We start from the raw sequence: 16,144 nt of genomic DNA, 5'->3' as shown, positions 1-16,144 counted from the left end.
GTTGCCCGACGTTATTGCGGCCCGTCCATATCGCACAAGACTATGTTTTCCATTGCTTGCCATAGCCTTCGCCGATACCACCCGACGGACGCCGCTCAGATGAGCTCGACACCCTCCCGCGGAACGAGCACCATCGCCGTCGCCATCCGCACCAGTTCGGCGGTGACGGGCGAGAGAGCGGCGTTCTCCCGGACGAGGAGCGCCATCGTGTCGAAGAGCGGTTCGGCGAACGGCGCCACGTGGAGCCCGTCCGGGAACGCGTCGCTCGACACGATCGACCGCGAGACCAGGGTGTCCCCGATGCCGCGGGCGACGAGCGCGAGCGCCGCGTCCACGTTCTCCACCTCGATGAGCGGATCGAGGCGCACCCCCTGCAGTTGGGCGCGGTCGGCCAGCTGGCGCCTCGTGGGGTCGTGGGACCCGTAGTGGGCGTCGTAGAGGATGAGCGGGGCCGCCGGGATCGCCTCGATCTGCATCGGCTCCGATGTCCGTGCCGGGTCGGCGCTCACCCAGAGGACCTCGTCGCGGAGCAGCGGGGTCACCGCCAACCCCTCGTCCGGGATGGGGAGCATGGCGAGACCGGCCTCGAGCTCGCCGGATCGCACACCCTCGGCGACCTCGAACGAGTTCTGGCCGACGAGGCGGAGTCGCACACCCGGGTGCTCGTGGTGGAACCGCTCGGCCAGGTCCGAGAGGAAGTAGTAGGACGCGTTCCGCAGAACGCCGAACGACGCGACGCCGCCGGTGAGGCCCTTGAGCGCGCCGAGCGATTGGGCCGCCCCGTCCACGCCGTCGACGACGCGTTGCGCCCAAGCGAGCAGCTCTCGGCCGGCGGCGGTGAGCACGAGCCGACGGCCCGTCCTCACGAAGAGGTCGAGCCCCGCCTCGAGTTCGAGCTTGCGCACGAGCTCCGAGACGGTCGGCTGAGTGGTGCCGAGCGCCGTCGCTGCTGCGGTGAACGTGCCGAGCGTCGCGGCGAGGAGGAACGCCCGGAGCTGCGTGATCGTCATAGCCTCATCCTATGGTTGCGATCGGAAGCATCGGCCTTGTCGCCCACGAGTGTCCTCCGTAGGCTCGCCCCATGATCTTCACGCCCTCCGTTCTCGCATCCCTCGACGGCTCCTTTCACCACCTCAAGGAGCCGGGCGTCACCGCTCCGGCCGCGCAACGCGATCCCGCGGTCATCGAGACGGTGTCGACGATGCTGCGCGCTATCGAGACCCGCGGAATGGATGCCGTGGCCGAGTACGCTCGCACCCTCGACGGTTCGGACGGCGGCCGATTCGAGCTCACCGCCGCGGAGATCGCGTCGAGCGGCGACCGCCTCGACCCGGCCCTGCGCGAGGCCATCGAGCTCGGCTCCGAGCGCACTCTCGCATTCGCCGCCGAGCAGCGCGCGCACCTGAACGACTTCGAGGTCGAGCTCGTCCCCGGGCTTGTCACCGGGGCGCGCTACATCCCCGTCGGGCGGGTCGGCGCGTACCTCCCCGCCGGCCGCTTCCCGCTCACGGCCAGCGCCTTCATGACCGTCGGCGTCGCGAAGGCCGCGGGCGTGCCCACCGTGATCGCGTGCACTCCCCCGCAGCCCGGCGGCGGCGCGAACGACGCCGTCGTCTACGCCGCACACCTGTCCGGCGTCGATCGCGTGTTCGTGCTCGGCGGGGTGCAGGCGCTCGCCGCGATGGCGTTCGGTCTGCTCGGCGAGCTCCCCGTCGACATGCTCGTCGGAGCCGGCAACGCCTACGTCGCCGAGGCGAAGCGGCAGCTCTTCGGCGTCGCCGCGATCGACCTGCTCGCGGGCCCGTCCGAGGTGGCCGTGATCGCCGACGAGACCGCCGATCCCGAGATCGTGGCGGCCGACCTTCTCGGCCAGGCCGAGCATGGCCCCAACTCCCCCGCCGCCCTCGTCACGACCTCCGACGCGTTCGGCCGGGCGGTCGCCGCCGCCGTCGACCGCCAGCTCGAGACGCTCGCCACGGAGCCCATCGCCGGGCCGGCCTGGCGCGACTACGGCTCGATCACCGTCGCGGCCGATAAGGCCACGGCGGTCACCCTCATGGACGACCTCGCCCCGGAGCACCTCGAGATCCAGACCGCCGACGACGAGTTCTACCACCGCGAGCTCCGCAACTACGGCTCGATCTTCATCGGCCCGTGGAGCACCGTCGCCTACTCCGACAAGGGAATGGCCGGCACGAACCACGTGCTGCCGACCGCCGGCGGAGCGAAGCACAGTGCCGGCCTGTCCGTGTCCCGCTTCCTCAAGCCGCTCACGTACCAGCGCATCTCGCGCGAAGCGACACCGTCGCTCGCCCCGGCCGTGCAGGTCATCTCCGACTCCGAGGGGATGGCGGCGCACAGCGCCACCGCCACCATGCGCCTCGACACCTGGGTTCAGTAGGACTCGCGGATAAGCTCTGGCCATGACCGACTCCGGCACGATCGCCCCGCAGGACGGGCGCGACGTCCGCGTCCGCGCTCACGAGCTCGCGCCGCGCGTGGGCGACCTCGCCCACAACGTCGGCCTCATCGATGCGGCGATCCGCTCGGCGGTCGACGACGGGATCGAGCTGCTCGTGCTGCCCGAGCTCGCGACGAGCGGTTACTACCTCGAGGATCGCGACGAGGCCCGTCGAGTGTCGATCGACGCCGACGATGCGGTCTTCGAGCGCTGGGCGGCGCTGCTCCCCGCCGGGTCGGTGGTCGTCGTCGGCTTCTCCGAGTCGGACGGAGACCGGATCTTCAACAGTGCAGCCATGCTCGCCGCGACGGGCCTCCTCGCCGTTTATCGGAAGACGCACCTGTGGGACGCGGAGGCCGAGATCTTCACCCCCGGCGACGAGCCGCCCCGCGTGGTGGAGACGCCCGTCGGGCGCCTCGGTACCGTGATCTGCTACGACCTGGAGTTCCCCGAGATGCCCCGCGGGCTCGCCGTCTCCGGCGCCGAGATCATCGCCGTCCCGACGAACTGGCCGCTCGTCCCGCGGCCGGACGGCGAGCGGGCACCCGAGGTCGTGCAGGCCATGGCGGCGGCACGCGCTTCCGCGGTCGCGATCGTGTGCTGCGACCGCTCGGGAGAGGAACGCGGCCACGTGTGGACGGAGGGCACCTCGGTGATCCCGAGCGACGGCTGGCCCGCCGGATCGAAGGACGACCGGGGCCGCGTCGACGCGACCCTCTCGATCTCCCCCACCCGCACGCGCATCGGTCCCTACAACGACGTGCTGTCGGATCGTCGGCCCGCTCTCTACAGCGCACTGCAGGAACCCGCCGACACTCCGACGGCCGACTGACTCCTCCGGCGCGAGCTCAGAACCGACGTGGTCGCGGCGCGGGCGGCGGCGGCACCGGCTTCGCGGCGATCACCGTGTCCACGGCGATGGTCTCGAGGCCGCGCTTCCCGTCGACGACGAGCGTCGTCTCGTCAGCACTCACGAGCACGCCGAGAGCGTCCGTCGCCTGACCGCTCGGCAGCAGGTAGCGCACGACGACGCGGGTTCCCGGCGTCGGGATGATCACCATGCGCTCGGCTTGTAGTCCTTGAGGAAGACGCCGAAGACGTCCTCGCCCGCCTCGCCGCGCACGACAGGGTCGTAGACGCGGGCGGCGCCATCGACGAGGTCGAGCGGCGCGTGGAAGCCCTCCTCCGCGAGCCGGATCTTCGTGGGGTGCGGGCGCTCGTCGGTGATCCAGCCGGTGTCGACGCTCGTCATGAGGATGCCGTCCGTTTCGAACATCTCCTGCGCGCTCGTGCGCGTGAGCATGTTGACGGCGGCCTTCGCCATGTTCGTGTGCGGGTGCCCCGGCCCCTTGTACGCGCGGCCGAAGACGCCCTCCATCGCGCTCACGTTCACCACGTAGGTGCGTCGCGCCTCGCTCGCCGCCATCGACGGCCGGAGCTTGGAGATGAGGATGAACGGCGCCGTCGTGTTCGCGAGCTGCACCTCGAGCATCTCGAGCGGGTCGACCTCGTTCACATGCTGCGTCCACGAGTTGACGTCGTGGAGGTCGGGCAGGAGGCCGCCGGCATCGATCGCCGTACCGGCTGCGTGGCGTTCGATGGAGCTCGACCCGGCGGCCATCGCCTGCTCCGTGAGCTCGTCGGCGCGAGCGGCGGCTGCCGCGAGGATGGGGTGCGCCGTCACGGACCTCGCGAGCGCCTGCGGGTGCTCGTCGTTCGTGTGGCCGAAGGTGACGAGCTCGGGCAACGGTCCGTCGGGGAGCGGGGCGAGCTCGGCGTCGACGAGCGGCTGGTACGCGCCGGGCGAACGGCGAACGGTCTGCGTGGCGTTGTTGATGAGGATGTCGAGGGGGCCGGCCGCGGCCACGTCCTCAGCGAGGCCGATCACCTGGGCGGGGTCGCGCAGGTCGATGCCCACGACCTTGAGCCGGCCGATCCAGTCGGCCGAGTCGGGCAGGCTCGTGAACCGCCGCACCGCGTCGCGCGGGAAGCGCGTGGTGATGGTGGTGTGGGCACCGTCGCGCAGCAGCCGCAGCGCGATGTACATGCCGATCTTCGCGCGGCCCCCAGTGAGGAGCGCGCGCTTCCCGGTGAGGTCGGTGCGGGCGTCGCGCTTGGCGTGGCTCATCGCCGCGCACGCCGGGCACAGCTGGTGGTAGAACGCGTCGACCACCGTGTAGTGCTGCTTGCACATGTAACAGGGACGCGACTTCAACAGCGTGCCGGCGGTGGGGGCCGTCGTCGAGGCGCCGATCGGGATGCCGCGGGTCTCGTCGTCGATGCGGTCGGCCGCGCCCGTCGCCGTCGCGGCGATCACCTGACGATCCGCCTCGGCGATCACCGCCCGCTTCTCGAGCCGGTGTGCGCGCTTCACGGCCTTGAACATCTTCGCCGTCGCCTGCCGCACCGCGACGAAGTCCGGGTGCGACTCGTCGATCTCCGGCAGCTGCTCGAGGACCCGCAACGTGACGGCGAGGTCGTCCGGGGAGATACCGCTGGGGTCGGGGAGGTCGGAGGGCACACGAGATTCTACGCCGGGATGCGGAGCGCCCGGATGTGGCGAGACGCCGTCAGGAATCGAGGTCCCTGGTCGACCAGTCCGTCGAGTCCACCGAGATCACGCCGTCTCCGACGAGGACTCTCAACGCGTCCTCGGCCTCAGCGATGCGCTCACTCCCGACCTGGGTCTCCCAGTCCGCCCGGAGTTCGGCGAAGACGGCATCCCCTGCCTCCATGAGTTCATCCCCCCTCGTGGTGATGGTCAGTCGAAGGCGGCGTCCGTCCCTCGGGTCCGGACGTCGTTCGATGTATCGCCGTTCTTCCAGCACGGCGATGGTCTTCGCGGCCGCCTGGCGCGTGACCGTGAGCCGACGGGCGAGCTCGGAGGGGGTGTCCGCGCCGGCGGCGATCGCGCGCAGGGCGAAGTCGTGCGCGGGACGGACGTCGTCGAAACCACGTCGAGCGAGCGCCTCCGAGCCGCGGTCGGCGAAGGTCCGGAACCCGGCGAGCAGAAGCAGCGCGAGGTCGGCTCCGGCACGTGTCATGAGCCCATCATATGATCCTCGTTGACTTTGACATCCTGGTTGCCTATCTTGAAAGGCAACCACGTTGTCAATCACCGAAGGATGTTCCCATGCCTGCACAGTCACCCGCCGCCACGCTGCCCGGAGTGACCCATCACCGCCTCGATGTCGACGGAGTCGACCTCCATTACGTCTCGGCCGGGAGCGTCGGATCTCCGATTCTGCTCATCCACGGCTGGCCGGAGACCTGGTGGGCCTTCCGTCGTGTGATCCCCCTTCTCGCCCGGACGCATCGCGTATACGCGGTCGACCTGCGGGGCTTCGGAGACTCGAGCCACGACGCGCGACACGACTACAGAGAGCAGGCGTTCGTCGAGGACCTCCGCGCGCTCACCGACCACCTCGACGTCGGGCCGGTCCACCTGCTCGCCCAGGACATCAGCGGCGGACTGGCTTTCACCTTCGCAGCGACGCATCCCGACGCGGTCCGGAGCTTCATCGGTGTCGAGACGACCTTCGCCGGGTTCGGTCTCGAGAGGCTCGCCGACGTCAACAACGGCGGCTCCTGGCACCTCGGCTTCCTCGGCACCCCTGGCATTCCGCAGCTGATGATCGGCGGTCACGAACGCGACCTGGTGGAATGGGCGTACACGGCGATGGGCGCGACGTCCGGGCGCGTGACGCCAGCGGATCTGGATGAATTCGTCGCTGCATATACAGGCCCAGATGCCTGGCACGGCAGCTCAGGACTGTACCGTTCCCTCTTCACCGACGCCGGACGGACGAAGGCACTCGCCGAGTCGAGGCCGCTTCGGATGCCGGTGCTCGCCGTCGACGGCCCGAACTTCCCGTTCACGGCGAACAGCCTCAGCCAGGTCAGTGCCGGGGAGCCGCTGAGCAGGAGGATCGAGAACGTCGGCCATCTGGTGGCGCAGGAGGCACCCGACGAGCTCGCGAGCGTGATCCTCGATTTCGTCGGACCGGTCGACGCGACGGCAGGATGAAGCTGCCATTCCAACGCTCCGAGGACCTCGGCCTGACGACCTCGACCCGTCCACGTACGCTGATCGTATGGGTGCGGAACAGTTGTCATTTCAGGCCACCATCGGCGTCGAGGTCAAGGGCGACACCTGGAGCTGCGTCGAGATCCCCGACTCGCGAGCATTCTTCGGAACCGGCAAGACGGTGCGGGTGGACGCGCGCGTCGACGACGTCATGCTCGAGAACGTCGGCGCGATGGTGACGGGCACCGGCGGCCACATGGTGTCTCTCAGCGCGAAGGTGCGGAAGGCCCTGAACAAGGACATCGGCGATCCTGTCGACGTGACGATCACCGCGCGCTGACGACACGAGGTCACCGACAGCCGCTCAGGCGTGGTCGCGTCGTTCCGGCCAGGTCCAGCTCGCGTCGGCGGCATCGCGTTCTGCCGCCGCGCGGCGCCGACGGGATTGCCCGCGCTTGGTGTTCCCGGCACCCGGGGGCTCCCAGACCCAGTCGGCGGGAACGACATGGAGCGCGAGCGTCTCCGTGCCTTCAGCTGAATCGCGTCCGTGGACGAGGACGGCGGCGTGACCGCCGACCCGCCACGCGTACACCGGGCCGACCGTCTCGATCCCGGACCGTGCGATGTTCCGCGCGTACCCGTCCTCCCCTCGGAGGTCGGTCTCGGCGTGGAAGTGGTCGCCGCCGTAAAAGTGGATGGCGTCCATCTGCAGCCGATCGCGGACCGCGTGCAGCCGCTCCATCGCTCCCCGCGCCTCAGCCTGGGCCGACGCTAAGGGGAAGATCGCAGACGCACCCCGGTCGACCACCGGCGAACCGATGTCCGCCCACGTCCGTGCGGCCCGTCCGGCCGGGTCGGCCAGTGCGGTGAGGATCGACATCCCCCGGGAACCCGCGACCAGGGCCTCCCGATCGGTACTCGGGAGCCCGAAGGGGACCACGTCCTGCAGGTCCGATGCGGCGGTCGCGAACGCGTCGGGGCCGAATCGCCGGCGCGTGTCGGTGACGGCGGACAGCAACAGCGGCGCCCACTCCCCGAAGGCCGGCACGTCGGTGCGGAAGAGCGTCAGCGGGGCGTTCGTCACCTCGCGGAGCTCGTCAGGCGCGGACGATGACGAGAGAGTGATGACGACCACCCCGTCGGAGAAGATCTGCTGGGTGACGGTCGTCAGCTGGACGTAGGGAACGCGGTGTCCGGGGTCGCCGTCCGGGTAGTAGATATCGAGGATGCGCCGGCACCGCAGCTCGTCCTCGTCCCTCTCCCACGTGACCACCCGCAGCGGCGTCTTCGTCGACGTGTAGAAGGTGACCGTGAAGCGATGCCCCCGCGGCGAGACCTCGAGGTACCACCCGGGCGGATCGGTGTCCTCGACCACGCTCAATCCCGCACCTCTCTCGTAACGCCCACGCGCGTCGTCGAGGTCGAGGTACGCCGGCTCGCCGATCGGCTCGAGGCGGTACGTCTCGAATCGGTTCGGGTAGCGAGACATCATCTGCGGATCTCCTCTTCGGCATGCATGGCGCTGGGGTCTGCGGTTCAGCCCAGAACGGCGTGCGCGATCGTGAAGATCAGCAGCCCGGCGAGTGCCCCGACCACCGTGCCGTTCAGTCGGATGTACTGCAGGTCGCGCCCCACCATGAGCTCGATCTTCTCGGTGGTCTCCTCCGCGTCCCAGCGCTCGACCGTGTCGGTGATGATAGACGCGATGTCGTGCCGGTACCGGTCGACGAGGAAGACGGCGGCGTCGACGACCCGGCCGTCGACGCGGCGCTGCAGCGCGTCATCCGTGCTGAGCCGCCCGCCGATGTCGGTGAGCACCTGCACGGCCCGCCGCCGCAGGCCGCTCTGCGGGTCGGCGAGCGAGTCGAGCAGCCCGGCCTTGGCGGTGTTCCAGGCGTCGGAGGCGAGCCCGCGCACCCGGGGGCTGTCGAACAACCGTTCCTTGGCGCCGTCCAGCCGGGCCATCGTCGCCGGGTCGTGCTGCAGGTCGTCGGCCAGTCGGCTCAGGTACCCGTCGATCGCGAGGCGGGCCGGATGCTGCGGGTCGGCCTGGGCTGCGGCGACGAACTTCACGGCCTCGTTGTAGGCGGTGTCGTCGACCAGGCGGGAGGCGATCGAGGGCACCCAGGACGGGAGTCGCCGCGACAGCAGGCCCGTGAACGCGGCGTGGTTGGCGTCGAGCCAGGCGCCGATGCTGTCGAAGGCGAGGTCGACGGCGCCGTGATGGGCACCGGACTCCACGACGGTGCCGAGCGAGCGACCCAGCGGTGGACCCGACTCCGGCGCGATCAGGTGCCGGCGCGCGAGGTCTTCGATGACGTCGTTCACGTCGTCGTCGCTCAGGGCGCGCAGGACGCTCGCCGCCAGGAGCGCTCCCTCGGCGCCGACCCTCTCGGCGTGCTTGGGGACGCTCAGCCACTCCCCGATCCGACCGGCGACCCCGGCGCTCTCGAGCTTGGTCCGCACGACGTCCCCCTGCAGGAACTGGGTCTCCACGAACTCGCCGAGGTTGCGGCCGATCTCGTCCTTCCGGTTCGGGATGATCGCGGTGTGCGGGATCGGGATGCCGAGCGGGTGCCGGAACAGCGCGGTCACCGCGAACCAGTCGGCGAGGGCGCCGACCATGCCGCCCTCGGCGAACGCACGCACGTAGCCGAGCGCGGGGTACCGCTCCTGCAGCGTGAACGCGACCACGAACAGCACCGCCATGAGGAGCAGCGCGCCGAGAGCGACCCCCTTCATCACTCGCAGCCCCCGGCGGCGCTCCTGGTCGGCGGGGCTCAGCAGGTCGGTCGAGGTGTGTGGCACTCGGTCATCCTCGCACGCACGCCTTCGGGCGCGGTCCGGCCAGATCGGTCAGACGAAACGCGTCAGACGAAGCGCACCCAGTTCGCCTTGCGACCGGTCTCGACCTGCTGCAGAAGTCGCAGCTGATCTCCGTCGGCGGCGTAGAGCGACACGGTCGTCGAGAGCTCACCCGCGACGACCACGTGGCGTCCGTCCGGGCTCACCGCGAAGCCGCGGGGCTGCGGTTCGGTCGGAACGAACGACCCCGACGCCGTGACCGAGCCGTCCGTCGCGACGGCGACCGAGCTCAACGTGCTCACGGTGCGCTCGGACGCCCAGATGCGGCGTCCGCCGTCGGCCAGGTGCAGGTCGGCGCCCCAGATGAGGTGCTCGTCACGCGGGTCGGCGCCGAAGCGACTCACGGACAGTCCCTCTGAGGGGTCGAAGACGTCGGCGCCCTCCCGGAGCTCGAGCACGCCCGTCTCCACATCGCGCGCATAGTGCAGCACCTGCGCGGTGAACTCGGTGAGCACGTAGACCGCGTCGCCTGCCGCGTTCAGCACGAGGTGGCGCGGACCGCTTCCGGCCGGGGCGTCGACGGTGGGCGGGTCGAGAGGAGTGAGCGCGGCGTCATCTCCGAGCGCGTACTGCGCAATCAGATCGGCGCCGAGCGAGACCGCGTAGACGAAGCGTCCGTCGTTGCTCGGCAGCACGGCGTGGAGGTTGGGGTACTCGAAGCGGGACACGGGCTCCCCCACCACCCCGTCCTCGACGAGGGCGCTGAAGCCGTAGCCGCCTCCGTACGAGACACCGAGCAGCACCGTACCGCCGCGCGCCAGCGCGAGGTAGCTCAGGCTGCCGTCGGGGAGGTCGTGCCGCGCGATGGCCGAGAGAGCGCCGCTCGCCCGGTCGAGACGCAGGGTCACGATGCCCGCCGAGGCGTGCCCGCCGCCCTCCTTCACCCCCGCGTAGACGAGGTCCCGCTCGGTGTCGACGACGAACGTCGAGGTTCCGGCGAGGTCACCGGTCACCGCGAGACGCTCCAACGAGTCGCCGACGAGACGGAAGGTGCTGATGCTGTCGTCGCCGGCGTTGGCCACGAGGACGAGGGAATCGGTCATCCCTCGATCGTAGACACCACCGGCGTCGACCGCTCAGACCTCCGCGTCGCGGCGGCGTCGCACCGCCCAGATCGTCGACGCGGCGCCGACCACGAAGAGCAGCAGAGCCGCCGTCAGGAGCGGCGCGCCGTCCGTGCCGGTCACGGCGAGCCCGTCGGGATCGTCGGTCGGAGTGTCGGTCGGCGGATCCGTCGGGGAGGGAACCGCCTGGGGCGCGAGCACGACGGCCGTCGGCTCGCTGACGGACGGCGCCGGCGACACGTAGCCCGGCAGCGTTCCGGTGACGGCGACCACGAAGGCATAGCCGACGTCGCCCGACCGCACCTCGTACGTCGCGCCGGTCGCCCCGTCGATGGCGACCAGGTCCGCCTCATCGACGGCGGCGATGGCGAGACGCGCCGTGTCATCCTCCGGGGAAGCCGCGAGGTCCTCCTCGGCGACCCGGAACCACTGGAAGGCGAACGTCGTGCCCTCGGCCCACTCTCCCGGATCGGCGGTGAGCGTCTCGCCGACCGCCGGCGTGCCGCCGATCGTCGCGACGCCCACCGGGTCGATCGCGTAGGCCTCGATCGGGGTCGAGATCTCGCACGTGCCGCACGTCGCTCCGAGCCCCTCGGGTGCGACCGACAGGGTCAGCGGACCGGTCGACGCCTCGTCGGACACGGTCACCGTGAACGACACGGTGGCCGGCCCGTCGCCCGCGGCCACGTCCGGGACCGCCCACGTCAGGGTGTCGCCGTCGATCGCGAGCCCGGCCGGCAGGCTCGCCGGGTCGATGCTCGCCCACGGCAGCACCTCGGAGAGGTCGGCGACGACCGTCGCTCCCGTGAGGCCGCCGAGGCCCGTGTTCGCGGCCGTCAGCGTGTAGTCGACGGTGTCGCCGCGCGACAGCGGAGCGTCTGTCGGGGCGCTCGACGCGAGGTCGAGGCCCCACACGTTCGGCCACGCCGGCTTGTTGGTGTCGAACAGCCAGTCCTGGAAGAACGCGTCGAGGTCCGCGCCCGAGATCTCCTCAGCGAGAGCGATGAAGTCGGCGGTGGAGCCGTCGCTGCCGTTGAGCCGCTCGTACCACTCGCGGAAGATCTCCTGGAAAGCCTCGTCGCCGATCGAGAGGCGCAGCGCCTCCAGCGCCATGCCGGAGCGCGAGTAGGACTGGAAACCGAACAGGTCAGCGGGGTCGTCGAAACCGGCCACGGGTACCGTCCATGCGGAGTCCGTGTCGGGCACGCCCTCCCACTCCGAGTACCAGACGGCCTCGGTGTCGTCGCCGCCGTAGAGGGCCGCGGTCGCGGCCGAGGTGATGTGCTCCGCCGGTCCCTCGTTGAGCCAGATGTCGCTCCAGTCGGAGAGGGTCACGGCGTCGCCGAACCACTGGTGCACGAGTTCGTGGATGAGCGTTCCACGGCTGGCCGATCGGTCGAAGAACGACCGGTCCTGCGTCTCCAGGGCGTAGCCGACCCCCACGTTGTCCACGACGATGCCCGTGCTGTTGCCGGGGTACGGTCCGTAGGCGGTCTCGAGGTAGCCGAGAACCGTCTCGATCTGATCGCGCGAGGCGAGGGAGGTGGTCTTGCGCTGGGTGCTCAGGTCCGAGTCGATGAAGCTCCACTCGGGGATCGTCCGCCCGCTCGGGAGCGTGACCGTCGACTCGTAGATGTCGTAGCGGCCGATGGAGACGAGGGAGAGGTAGGTGGTCATCTGCTCGGTCTGCTCCCACGACCAGGTGGTCGTCCCCGCGACCGCGTCGTCGACCCGTCCGACGAGTTCGCCGTTGCTGACCGCCGCGGCGGTGCCGCCGCCGATCGTGGTGGGGATGGTGAGGTCGATGTCGAACGTGGCCTTGTCGAGCGGGGTGTTGTTGTTCGGGAACCACGTCATCGCGCCGACGGGTTCGCTCACGGCGGTCGCGCCGTCGGGGGTGGCGACCCAGCCCTCGGAGCTTCCGTCGGGGTCGATGTGCTCGGTGGGCACGCCCGAGTACTCGACGGTCGTGGTGAACTCTCCGGTCACGGGTGTCGCGGGGGTGATGACGAGCTTGTAGGTGGTCGTGTCCGCGTCGATGATCCGCGTGAAACCGGCTGGGGCGCCATTCACGAGCACCGAATCGACGGTGAGCCCCTCGAGATCGAGGCTGAAGGACGACAGTTCCACGGAGGCCGTGGCCGTGATCTCGGTGGTCGCGTCGATGGACCCGGTGTCGTGGTCGTAGTCGACGGCGATGTCGTAGTGCTGCACGTCGTATCCGGTGTTGCCGACGTTCGGGAAGAGCGAATCCCCCGTGGTCTGTCCTCCCGGTTCTGCGGCGTGAGCGGGCGCAGCGACGAACGCTCCGGCTCCCACGATGCTCAGGGCGAGGACCCCCGCAGCGCAGCGGGAGAGACGCGGGCGGGAGGAACGGACGGCGGAACTGATCGGCGGCATGGCGCCCCTTCGTGCGACGGTGAGAAGGATCCTGATCCGCGCGGCGAACCGCCCGGTCGGCCCGACACTACGGGGCGGGCGTTTCCGTGAGATTTCGATCAGGAGGCGAAACGTCACGCGGGTCGATGTCGGAGGCGTAGCGTCGTCGTATGACCTCGACATCGGACATGATCGCCCGGCAGCAGCCCCTCACCACCGCCTTCGGGTACCGCTCGACGGCGGCGGAGGTCATCGCCGGACACGACCTGCACGGCAAGACCGCGATTGTGACCGGCGGATACTCGGGGCTCGGTCTCGAGACGGTGAAAGCGCTCAGCGGCGCCGGCGTCCGCGTGATCGTGCCGGCCCGCCGCGTCGACGTCGCCCGCACCGCGCTCGACGGCGTCACCGGGGTGGAGGTCGCGGCGATGGACCTCGGCGACCTCGACTCCGTCACCACGTTCACGGCCGGAGTCCGCGACGCCGAAGCCTCGATCGATCTCGTGATCAACGTGGCGGGCATCATGGCGACCCCCGAAGGCCGAACGCGCCAGGGGTGGGAGTCGCAGTTCGGCACCAACCATCTCGGCCACTTCGCCCTCATCGGCGGTGTCGCGCCGCTCCTCTCAGAGGGCGCGCGAGTCGTGTCCTACTCGTCGGTGGGGCACTACCGCTCCCCCGTCCGCTTCGACGACATCAACTTCGAGTCGGAGCCCTACGACCCGTGGGTCTCCTACGGCCAGGCGAAGACGGCGAACGCGCTCTTCGCCGTGGGCCTCGATGCGCGCGCGGCCGGCCGGGGCATCCACGCCTACTCGGTGCACCCGGGCGGCATCATGACCGATCTGCAGCGCCACATGCCCCGTGAGGAACTCGTGCAGCGCGGCTGGGTCGACGCCGACGGCACACCGAACCCGCTCTTCAAGACGCCGGAGCAGGGCGCGGCGACGGGGCTGTGGGCGGCCACCGCCCCCGAGCTGAGCACGCGGGGCGGCGTCTACGCCGAGGACTCCTCCCTCAAGGGTGTCGTGCCCGCCGACCATGCCGACACCAACACGGGCGGAGTGAAGGAGTGGGCGATCGACACCGATGCGGCCGATCGGTTGTGGGATCTGTCCGTCACGGCCACGGGACTCGACCCGTTCGGCAACGCCTGAGCGTCGCGTCGGAATAGCCGCCGACGGGCCGCCGTTGCAGCGGACATGACGTTCGATCCCGCTGCGCTCGAGGAAGTCCTGTCGTCGCTCGTGGTCCGCACCGGGCCCGCTCGGCGCTCCACGCTCGGCGCGGGTGGGCTGCATCCGGTCGTTCCCGGTCACGTCACGCTCGTGTACGTCGTCGAGGGCGAGATCAGCGTCGATCCGAGGGACACGCTGGCCTGCGACCTCGACGTCGAGGCCGGCACCGTCTCTCGACTCGACGGCTCCCGCACGCTCCTCGCGGGTGACGCCATCCTGAGCGCCGGTCACGGGCCGTCCGTTCTGCACTCGGAGTCCGGCGCTCGCATCGTGACCGTGGAGATGGACCTCGACTGGCCGCGGGCCGCCCTCCCCCTCCCCTCGCTCGTTCTCGTGGGCGGGTTCGCCGCTCTCGAACCGGCGGCCGCTGCTCTGGCCGCGGAGCTCGGCCCGTGCCTCGACGGTCAGGACGGGGTCCGCCTCGGCGACTCCGTCATCTGCCGCACGATGGTCACCGCGGTGCTGCTCGCCGTCATCCGCGCGTGGGCCCACTCCACGTGCGCTCCGCACGGCTGGCCACGCCGCGCGCAGGACCCGTTCCTCGAACGCGTCGTGGCGGCCGTGATGGACGAGCCAGGACACGAGTGGACGGTCGACGCGCTCGCGAGCATGGGAGCGATGTCGCGGACGATCTTCGCCGAACGCTTCCGCTCGGCCTTCGGGCAGTCGCCCGCCAGCTTCGTGACCGAGGTGCGGATGGCCCGCGCCAAGACGATGCTCAGCGCGGGCCATTCGGTGTCGGAGACCTCCCGCGAACTCGGCTACAGCTCCGATGAGGGCTTCAGCCGCGCGTTCCGCCGCCACACCGGGACGGCGCCGTCGCTCTGGCGCACGCACCAGCGCGACGAGATCGCGAGCTGACTCAGCGCATCACGTTCCGGTCGCCGGCCGACCGCCGGTTCGCAAGCCCGAACAGCACCGCGCCGAGCACGAGGAGCACCGCGGCGAGCGCGTAGTCGAGGGTCACGCCGACGGCGTCGATGATCAGCCCGCCGAAGCCGGCCGCGATCACGATGCCGAGCTGGAATCCCACCACCACAAGTCCGCCGCCGGCCTCGAGGCGGTCGGGCATGCGGTGGCCGACCCACGTGTTCACGATGATGAGCCACGAGGCGAAGAAGAAGCCCCACACGAACACCGCGGCGGCGACACCGAGCAGGGCACCGGGGAACGCGATGACCGCGGCGGACATGACGGCGATCGTCAGCGGTGCGACCACGCCGAAGACGACGAACGTGCGGTCGATCACCGCGCCGATCACGACGTTCCCGAGGAAGCCGCCGGCTCCGAACAGCGCGAGGAGCAGCACGACGGTTCCCGCGTCGGCCCCCTCGATCCGCTCGAGAGCCACACGGATGTACGTGTAGGCGAGGAAGTGCCCGAGCACCACGAGCACGTGCCCCGCGAGACCCGACCCGACACCCGGCAGGCGCAGCGTCTCGGCGAGGAACCGCGGGCTCGACGTCTGCGCGGCGGGAACGGTCGGCAGCAGCAGTCGGAGCGGGAGGGCGAGGAGGGCGGAGACGACGCCGACGAGCAGGAACACCCAGCGCCAGTCCACGAGCTCGCCGAGCATCACCCCGAGGGGAACACCCGCGACCGTGGCGAGCGACATGCCCGCGGTCGTGAACATCACGGCACGACCGAGCCGCTCCGGCCCCGCCAGCCGGGACGCGACCGTGATCGACATGGTCCAGAACGTGCTGATCGCCGCCCCGAGGAGCACGCGGGCGAGCAGGATGAGGATGAGGCTCGGCGCGATCGCCACGAGCACGCTCGACACCCCGGCGGCGGCCGCCGTCCACACGAGCAGGCGACGGCGATCAAGCCGCGGGAACACGAGGCCGACCGTCGGTGCGACGATGAGGCCGACGAAGGCCGTGACGGTCACCGTCTGCCCCGCCTGGCCCGGCGTGATGCCCAGGTCGGCGGCCATCTCGATGAGCATTCCGTTGGGCAGGAACTCGGCCGTCACGAGCAGGAAGCTCATGAGCATCATCGTCACGAGCGCCCCGTAGGGCAGGCGCGGCGGTCGTTCGGCCGTCTCGGGTTCGATCGCTGGCAGGTTTGCGGTGTTCGTCATTCTTCGAGAATCGTCCGCGCGGCCGGT

Annotated in this window: 15 protein-coding genes; 6 read left to right on the top strand and 9 right to left on the bottom strand. The window is 70.4% G+C overall.

The annotated features are described in order from the left end of the window. Positions 1 to 95: 95 nt before the first annotated feature. Positions 96 to 1,010, bottom strand: a complete 915-nt coding sequence (locus CLV49_RS13700) for a LysR family transcriptional regulator (RefSeq protein ID WP_106564036.1) — start codon at positions 1,008 to 1,010, stop codon at positions 96 to 98. Between the two features lie 71 nt (positions 1,011 to 1,081). On the opposite strand from CLV49_RS13700, the gene hisD reads away from it, so the two are divergent. Beyond that, on the top strand, positions 1,082 to 2,401 hold the full coding sequence (hisD, locus tag CLV49_RS13695; protein ID WP_106564035.1) for a histidinol dehydrogenase: 1,320 nt from the start codon (positions 1,082 to 1,084) through the stop codon (positions 2,399 to 2,401). A 22-nt stretch (positions 2,402 to 2,423) separates the two neighbouring features. Next, on the top strand, positions 2,424 to 3,293 hold the full coding sequence (locus CLV49_RS13690) for a nitrilase-related carbon-nitrogen hydrolase (protein ID WP_106564034.1): 870 nt from the start codon (positions 2,424 to 2,426) through the stop codon (positions 3,291 to 3,293). 16 nt (positions 3,294 to 3,309) lie between these two features. Here CLV49_RS13690 and CLV49_RS13685 read toward each other — a convergent pair whose 3' ends face one another. From CLV49_RS13685 to CLV49_RS13675, 3 genes are read right to left on the bottom strand one after another with little or no spacing between them, the layout of a single operon-like run. Continuing rightward, a complete protein-coding gene (locus CLV49_RS13685) occupies positions 3,310 to 3,522 on the bottom strand; it encodes a putative acetyltransferase (protein ID WP_106564033.1) in 213 nt (70 codons plus the stop codon). Continuing rightward, positions 3,516 to 4,982 carry an SDR family oxidoreductase gene (locus CLV49_RS13680; protein ID WP_106564032.1) on the bottom strand — a complete coding sequence of 489 codons (1,467 nt, stop codon included), beginning with the start codon at positions 4,980 to 4,982 and terminating at the stop codon, positions 3,516 to 3,518. Before CLV49_RS13680 ends, CLV49_RS13685 begins: the two co-directional genes overlap by 7 nt. Positions 4,983 to 5,031: 49 nt before the next feature. Continuing rightward, on the bottom strand, positions 5,032 to 5,505 hold the full coding sequence (locus tag CLV49_RS13675; protein WP_106564031.1) for a MarR family winged helix-turn-helix transcriptional regulator: 474 nt from the start codon (positions 5,503 to 5,505) through the stop codon (positions 5,032 to 5,034). Between the two features lie 89 nt (positions 5,506 to 5,594). Between CLV49_RS13675 and CLV49_RS13670 the strand changes: the two genes are divergently transcribed. Together CLV49_RS13670 and CLV49_RS13665 are read left to right on the top strand one after the other, a co-directional pair. After that, the gene (locus CLV49_RS13670; protein WP_106564030.1) at positions 5,595 to 6,488 is read left to right on the top strand and encodes an alpha/beta fold hydrolase; all 894 of its coding nucleotides are present in this window, start codon (positions 5,595 to 5,597) and stop codon (positions 6,486 to 6,488) included. A 67-nt stretch (positions 6,489 to 6,555) separates the two neighbouring features. Next, positions 6,556 to 6,828: a DUF1905 domain-containing protein gene (locus CLV49_RS13665; protein WP_106564029.1), complete on the top strand. Its 273-nt coding sequence runs from the start codon at positions 6,556 to 6,558 to the stop codon at positions 6,826 to 6,828. A gap of 24 nt (positions 6,829 to 6,852) precedes the next feature. On the opposite strand, the gene CLV49_RS13660 is transcribed toward CLV49_RS13665, so the two are convergent. The 4 genes from CLV49_RS13660 to CLV49_RS13645 form a co-directional block, all read right to left on the bottom strand. Continuing rightward, positions 6,853 to 7,980: a hypothetical protein gene (locus CLV49_RS13660; RefSeq protein WP_106564028.1), complete on the bottom strand. Its 1,128-nt coding sequence runs from the start codon at positions 7,978 to 7,980 to the stop codon at positions 6,853 to 6,855. A gap of 44 nt (positions 7,981 to 8,024) precedes the next feature. Next, on the bottom strand, positions 8,025 to 9,230 hold the full coding sequence (locus CLV49_RS13655; RefSeq protein ID WP_106565112.1) for a DUF445 domain-containing protein: 1,206 nt from the start codon (positions 9,228 to 9,230) through the stop codon (positions 8,025 to 8,027). A gap of 128 nt (positions 9,231 to 9,358) precedes the next feature. Then, complete coding sequence (locus tag CLV49_RS13650; RefSeq protein WP_106564027.1) at positions 9,359 to 10,396, bottom strand: lactonase family protein; 1,038 nt, start codon at positions 10,394 to 10,396, stop codon at positions 9,359 to 9,361. Positions 10,397 to 10,429: 33 nt separating this feature from the next. Beyond that, on the bottom strand, positions 10,430 to 12,817 hold the full coding sequence (locus CLV49_RS13645; RefSeq protein ID WP_158261982.1) for a M1 family metallopeptidase: 2,388 nt from the start codon (positions 12,815 to 12,817) through the stop codon (positions 10,430 to 10,432). Between the two features lie 149 nt (positions 12,818 to 12,966). Here CLV49_RS13645 and CLV49_RS13640 point away from each other — a divergent pair, with 149 nt between their 5' ends. After that, positions 12,967 to 13,953, top strand: coding sequence for an oxidoreductase (locus CLV49_RS13640; RefSeq protein ID WP_106564025.1), 987 nt, complete (start codon positions 12,967 to 12,969; stop codon positions 13,951 to 13,953). 45 nt (positions 13,954 to 13,998) lie between these two features. Continuing rightward, complete coding sequence (locus CLV49_RS13635; RefSeq protein WP_106564024.1) at positions 13,999 to 14,895, top strand: helix-turn-helix transcriptional regulator; 897 nt, start codon at positions 13,999 to 14,001, stop codon at positions 14,893 to 14,895. A gap of 1 nt (position 14,896) precedes the next feature. Here the strand turns inward: CLV49_RS13635 and CLV49_RS13630 are convergent, their stop codons facing one another. After that, complete coding sequence (locus CLV49_RS13630) at positions 14,897 to 16,117, bottom strand: MFS transporter (protein WP_106564023.1); 1,221 nt, start codon at positions 16,115 to 16,117, stop codon at positions 14,897 to 14,899. Positions 16,118 to 16,144 lie beyond the last annotated feature (27 nt).

The organism is Labedella gwakjiensis (assembly GCF_003014675.1).
In the GTDB taxonomy this organism is placed as follows: Bacteria; Actinomycetota; Actinomycetes; order Actinomycetales; family Microbacteriaceae; genus Labedella; species Labedella gwakjiensis.
The sequence above is the reverse complement of the archived record's forward strand: the minus strand, read 5'-3'. Positions and strand labels throughout refer to the sequence as shown.